Raw genomic sequence first — 6,092 nt, forward strand, 5'->3', positions numbered from 1 at the left:
GACTAAACGCCGGGTGACAGGCCGCCGACCACAGCCGGTAACCTGGCGGGGTGACAGGCTCGGCAGCACCCTCCTCGTTCCGGCTCGCGTTCGTACCCGGGGCGACCCCCGGCAAGTGGGTGCGCATCTGGGAAGACCGCCTGCCCGACGTCCCGCTCACCCTCGTCCCCGTGGAAGCCGCGCAGGTCTCGGCCGTGCTGCGTTCCGGCGAGGCGGACGCGGGCATCGTACGGCTGCCCGTGGACCGTACGGCCTTCAGCGCGATCCCCCTCTACACCGAGGCGACGGTCGTCGTCGTGCCCAAGGACCACCTGCTGACGGCGGCCGACGAGGTGACCGTCGGCGACCTCGCCGACGACGTGGTCTTCCACCCTCTCGACGACGTCCTCGGCTGGGAGCGGGTACCGGGCAAGCCGGCCGTCGAGCGCCCCGCGACCACCGCCGACGCGATCGAACTGGTCGCCGCGGGCGTCGGTGTCCTGGTCGTCCCGCAGTCCCTGGCCCGACTGCACCACCGCAAGGACCTCACCTACCGCACGGTCACCGACGCCCCCCAGTCCGGCGTGGCGCTGTCCTGGCCGGAGGACTCGCACACCGACCTCGTCGAGGACTTCATCGGCATCGTCCGCGGCCGCACGGTGAACAGCACCCGCGGCCGCCCGCGCCCGTCCGAGGCGCCGGAGCGCCCCCAGGCGACCACGGCCCCCCGCAAGCCCACCCCCGCCAGGAGCACCCGGGCGGGCGGCCCGAAGGGGACCGGAAAGGGTGGTACGGCCAAGGGTGGCGCCGCCAAAGGCTCCGGAAAGAGCGGTGGCAAGGGCGGCGGCGGCCGCGGAAAGCCGCGCCGCCGCTCGTAGGCGTGACGTGGGCGTGGCCCCGTCAGACAGGTCTTGATCAGGGCCTGTCGGACAAATCACCGAGTGCCGTGCGACGCCGGGCACGCACCCCCCTCCGCATGGGCAGGCCCTGGGGGGTCAACGTGCCGCGGATCGGCCGATCGACTCCACCAGCGGCAGCAGCCGGTGTGGGACCTCAGGCCGCTTGACACACAGAGGCGCTATGAAGTCACGGAAGCCCGACCGGCCACGCGCCGCACGGCATCGCCCGCAGGCCGACGATTCCCCAAGAGGACAACCGAACGGTCAGTCAGGCGGAGAGTCGGACTCCCGGGCGATGCATGGCTGATCCTCACTGCCAGGCGTTCTGCTCGGCGTTCACGGCGACCGCGGTGAGTACCAGGCCTTTTCGGAGGAGCCAGCGGCCCGTGAAGGTGGTGAGGGGGTGGCCGTCCACCGTGGGGCCCGGGCGCAGGAGGCGGGCTTCGAAGGTGCCCGTTCGGGGATCGGTGGGGGAGAGTGACAGTTCGGCCTCCTCAAAGGCGAGTTGCTCTCCCGTGAGGGGGTACCAGGCCTTGAAGACGCTCTCCTTCGCGCTGAACAGCACCCGGTCCCAGGAGTGTGCGGGGTGGCGCCGGGAGAGGGCCGTCAGTGCGCGGCGCTCCGCGGGCAGAGCGATGGTCTCCAGGATGCCGTCCGGGAGTGGCCGGTGTGGTTCCGCGTCCACGCCCAGAGAGCGGAGGCGTGGGGAGTCCAGGGCAAGGGCCGCCGCACGGTAGCCGGTGCAGTGGGTGAGGCTGCCGATCACCCCGGCCGGCCACCGGGGCGCTCCCCGCCCGTCCGCGGTCACCGGGGCCGGTGGCCGGCCCAGGCGGGACAGGGCGCGCCGGGCGCATACCCGTACGGTGGTGAACTCGGCGCGCCGGGCCGGTACGGCGTGCGCCACCAGGGGCTCTTCCTCCGGCAGCAGCCCTTCACCCGGCGCGAGCGTGCCGAGGGGCGCGTCCCCGAGAGACTCGGCCGCCACGGCACCGGGGGGAAGGATCTCCTCGATCACGGGGTGTCTCCTTCCGGAGGCGGAGTGTGAGGTGCGGAGTGTGGGGTGTGGAGGACGGGGTCGTGGTCGGTGAGCGGGTGGGCGGCGGGAGCGTGTCGCTGCCCGCCGCCCGGTGGCTCAGTCTCCGGCGCGGCTCGTCCGGGGGGTACGGGCGCGCAGCTCCAGGAAGGCGCCCTTCGCGGGGAGGGTGGAGACGCTGCGGCTCTTCGTCGCCTCCGGCGTGGGGTCGGTCCGGTGGAGTTCGCAGTGGCTCAGCACCTCCCGCAGGACGGTCTTCATCTCCAGCAGGGCGATCTTGTCGCCGAGGCAGCGGATCCGGCCGCCGCCGAACGGGATCCAGGTGTAGACACCCGGCTTGCTCCCGAGGAAGCGGTCCGGTCGGAACCGGTCGGGCTCGGGGTAGAGCTGGGGGTCGCGGTTCATGAGGTACGCGCTCGCCCACAGGACCATGCCCGGCTCGAAGCGGACCCCGCCGATCTCGATGGGCTTGACGACGGTACGGGGGATGATCTGCGGGATGGAGGGCCGTACCCGGAGCACCTCCTGGATGGTGGCGGTCAGGTACGCGTCCTCCGTGCCCGCGTCGATCTCCGCGACCAGCCGCTCCAGCGCCTCCGGCTCGCGGCTGAGGAACTCGAATGCCCAGGAGATGGCGGCGGCGGTCGTCTCGGTGCCGGCTAGGAAGATGGTCATCATCTCGTCGCGCAGCTCGGTCTGGGACAGGGGAGTGCCGTCCTCGTGCGTGATGCCGAGGAGTACCGAGAGCATGTCGTTGTCGAGGTCCCCGGCAGCCCGGCGGTCCGCCACCGCACCGGCGATGAGGGCGTTGGCGCGCTCGCGCAGCACCAGGAACTCGTCCAGCCCCAGAGGCCGGATCATGCGCAGCACGCGCACCGCCGCGGGCGACATCTTGTGGATCATCATGGCCGAGGCCATGCTGTTGTTGAACTTCATCATCCCGATGAGGACTTCGAGGAGCTCGTCCCACTGAGCGGGCACCACGCGCCCGAAGATGACCTCACGGATCACGTTCAGGGTGAAACGGTGCACCAGCGGGTGCAGCGACATGGCCTTGTTCCGCGGCCAGTTCGCCACCTCCTCCACGGCCATGCGGTTGACGGACTCCTCGATGCGGTGCAGCGCCTTGCCGTGGAAGCTCGGCATCAGCAGCTTGCGGCGGATCTTGTGGGCGTCCTCGTCCAGCCAGGCCAGCCCGGACTGGCCGGTGAACTTCTCGATGGTGGCGGAGCCGGTTCCGGTGTGCAGCACGTCGGCCGGGGCGAGGAACATCTGCTTGATGTCCTCGGGCGCGGAGAGCACGTAGAGCGGACGGGGAGGGACCCGAATGCGCAGCGCGAACCGGTCCCCGTACTGGTCCCGGCAGCTCTCCACGAAGTCCGCGGGGTTCTTCCAGTACGAGAGGATCTGACGCAGCGCGGACATCTTGGGCCCCGGCAGCGCCTCGGCGGGTATGGCCGGCCGGGTACGGGCCGCGGGGGCTGCGGTGTGGTCGACGGGGCATCCGGCCGCGGCGGCGGGCGCCTCGTCGGCCGTGCCGCTCTCGGGAGCCGCCTGCTGGGGTGTGTTCATGACTGCCGGTCATCCTTTCGAGGTGCCGGGGCGGGCGGTGACGTCCGCCCGCCCCTGTGCACAGGTGCGGATCAGGTACGGATCTTTGGGTGTGGTGCGGGGTGGGGTGCTGCGGTGCGGTCAGGGCCTGGCCGGGGCCGGGGCCGGGGCGAGGGCGGGTCCCCGGTCGGTCCCGATGAGGAGCATGGCCAGGCCCCCGGCCAGTCCGCAGCCCGCCATGAACAGCCAGGTGGTGTGGAACTCGGCCAGCCCGGGCCGGGCGCCGAGGACGGCCGCGACCACGGCCACCCCCAGGGCGAGGCCAACCTGTCGGCACATCGACATCAGGGCCGTGCCGGTGGCGAAACGCTCCGGCGGCAGCGGCAGCGTCGCCGCCCCCGACAGGCTGGGCAGGACCAGCCCCGAGCCGATGCCGGCGACGATGCCCGCCGGGAGGAACGCGGAGGCGTAGTCCGGGCCGACGGCCGTCGCGGCGGCCCACCAGACTCCTCCGACGGCGAAGAGGACGCTGCCGGCGAATCCGATCCATCGGGCACCGTAGCGGGAGGCGAGGATTCCGCCGGGGACCGCGCACACGGCCGCCATCAGCGGCCCGGGCGCGATCTCCATCCCGGCGCGCAGGACGGAGTGCCCCCAGACCTGGGTGAGGAACAGGGTGGAACCCAGGATCATCGCGCCGAAGCCGGAAAAGAACAGCAGCGTGGCGAGATCCCCGAAGGCCACCGAGCGGATGCGCAGGACCGCCGGTTCCACGACGGGCGAGGGGTGGCGCAGGATCCGCCGCACGCTGTACGCGAGACCGACCGCACCGGTTCCGGCCAGGGCGAGAACCCGGACACTGTCCCAGCCCCACGCCTCGCCCTGCACGATCGCGGCGACCACGGCCGCGATGGCGGCGGCGAGCACCAGCGCGCCGGTCACGTCCGGGGCCGAGCGGCTGCTGTCGCGGATCTCGGGAAGCACCCGCCAGGCCACGAGGACGGCGACGAGCCCGAGAGGCAGGTTGACCAGGAACACCCAACGCCAGTCCGCCTGGACCAGGAGGCCGCCCACGGGCGGTCCGGCCGCCGCGGCCGCGCCGCCCATCGCCGCCCACAGTCCGACCGCGGCGCCGCGCTTCTCCGCCGGGAACAGCGGCAGCATCAGCCCGAGCGAGCTGGGCATCATCAGCGCGCCGCCGACGGCCTGCGCGATCCGGGCCGCCACGAGCGCACCGAGCGAGGGGGCGAAGGCACAGGCTGCCGAGGCCGCCGTGAACAGCACGAACCCGGCGATGAAGGCCCGCTTGCGGCCGGACCGGTCGGCCCAGGATCCCGCGGGCATCAGCAGCGCGGCGAAGGCGATCGCGTACGCGCTGAGTACCCATGAAAGGTCGCCGAGCGAGGAGTCCGGGAAGGACCGGGCCAGCTCCGGGAAAGCGATGTTGACGATGAAGAGGTCCAGGGAGGAGACGAAGACCCCGGTGAGGACCACGGCGATCGACAGCCCCCGCCGGGCGGCGAGGACCTCCGGTACCGACCCGGAGGGCGCCGCCTGGGCGGTGGTGTGGTGCAGGCTCATGGCCCGATCCACCTTTCCGTAACGTCCGCCGTGTCCGCGGCGGCCGACTCGATCAGGGCGAAGTGGTCGGCGGTGACTTCCACTTCGTCGTCCGCGATCTCCCAGGCCGGCCAGGACTGCCCGGTGTCACCGAGGAGTTCACCGGCGCGGATGAGGAGGCTGCGGGAGGTGATCCGGGCAGCCGGGCGCTCCGTGAGGAGCCTCATGTACGTTCCCATGGAGAGCCAGTTGGCGTCGTCGACGACGATGGCCTCGTCCTCGCGGCTCAGGATCTCCGTCATCACCATCGAGAAGACCCGGTCGGTCTCCTCCTCGCCGTCCGGGGTGGGAGTGTCGATCATCACCACGGGCACCGGGGAGTCCCCGGAAGCCTCGAACCGGGCCGCGAGGGAGTGGGCGACCACCCCGCCGATGGAGTATCCCACGAGGACGAAAGGGTCCCCGCCCACGGCGTGCCGGATCGCCTGTTCGAGGACCTCGATGGCCGCCTCCCAGCTGGCGGGTACGGGCTCTCCGCCGCGGAATCCGGGCAGGGTGCAGACGTAGACGTCGCGCCGGCCCTCGAACCGGGCCGCGAACCGCATGAACTGGTGCGGGCCCGAGCCGACCACGAAGGACGGAACGCAGACGATCTTCAGTCGCTTCTCGTCCTCGCCGGCCCCGCGGCGGACGACGACCGTGGGGTCGTCCTGGGTCCCGTCCGCGGCGGCGGTGTCCGGGGCCTGCCTGGCCGCGAGTTGGACGACGTATCCACTGGTGTCCCCGAGCTCGGCCGCAGAGGCGAACGAGTTCTGGAACCGCGAGGCTTCGAACAGCAGCGGCACCGTGTGCCGGATCGAGCCCGAGGTGTGTGCGTGGCGCAGCAGGGTCCCCAGAGTGCCCAGGCCGGACCGGTTTCCCGTACGGCTCTGCCCAGTTGACGCCACGGACCCCGGGACCTCGCCGAAGGCTGCCGCGGTGGTGATGGTGTCGCCGATTTCGGTGAGGAGGTGGTGGGCGACGGCGGTGGGGGTGGGGTGGTCGAAGACGAGGGTGGAGGGGAGTCGGAC

Annotated in this window: 5 protein-coding genes; 1 reads left to right on the forward strand and 4 read right to left on the reverse strand. The window is 72.1% G+C overall.

Features of this window, described 5'->3' with window-relative positions; translation table 11 throughout:
• Positions 1-50: 50 nt before the first annotated feature.
• Entirely contained in the window at positions 51-857 is an 807-nt protein-coding gene (locus ABZZ79_RS18910) for a LysR substrate-binding domain-containing protein (RefSeq protein ID WP_356690059.1), read from the forward strand.
• Between the two features lie 331 nt (positions 858-1,188).
• On the opposite strand, the gene ABZZ79_RS18915 is transcribed toward ABZZ79_RS18910, so the two are convergent.
• The 4 genes from ABZZ79_RS18915 to ABZZ79_RS18930 all read right to left on the reverse strand — a co-directional run.
• The gene (locus ABZZ79_RS18915; protein ID WP_356690060.1) at positions 1,189-1,893 is read right to left on the reverse strand and encodes a 4'-phosphopantetheinyl transferase superfamily protein; all 705 of its coding nucleotides are present in this window, start codon (positions 1,891-1,893) and stop codon (positions 1,189-1,191) included.
• A gap of 117 nt (positions 1,894-2,010) precedes the next feature.
• Positions 2,011-3,483, reverse strand: a complete 1,473-nt coding sequence (locus ABZZ79_RS18920; RefSeq protein WP_356690061.1) for a cytochrome P450 — start codon at positions 3,481-3,483, stop codon at positions 2,011-2,013.
• Positions 3,484-3,603: 120 nt separating this feature from the next.
• Positions 3,604-5,043: an MFS transporter gene (locus tag ABZZ79_RS18925; protein WP_356690062.1), complete on the reverse strand. Its 1,440-nt coding sequence runs from the start codon at positions 5,041-5,043 to the stop codon at positions 3,604-3,606.
• Positions 5,040-6,092 (reverse strand): alpha/beta fold hydrolase (locus ABZZ79_RS18930; protein ID WP_356690063.1); only part of this gene is annotated, 1,053 nt, incomplete at its 5' end. The genes ABZZ79_RS18925 and ABZZ79_RS18930, both read right to left, overlap by 4 nt.

This window comes from Streptomyces sp. NPDC006458 (assembly GCF_040612135.1).
GTDB lineage: Bacteria > Actinomycetota > Actinomycetes > Streptomycetales > Streptomycetaceae > Streptomyces.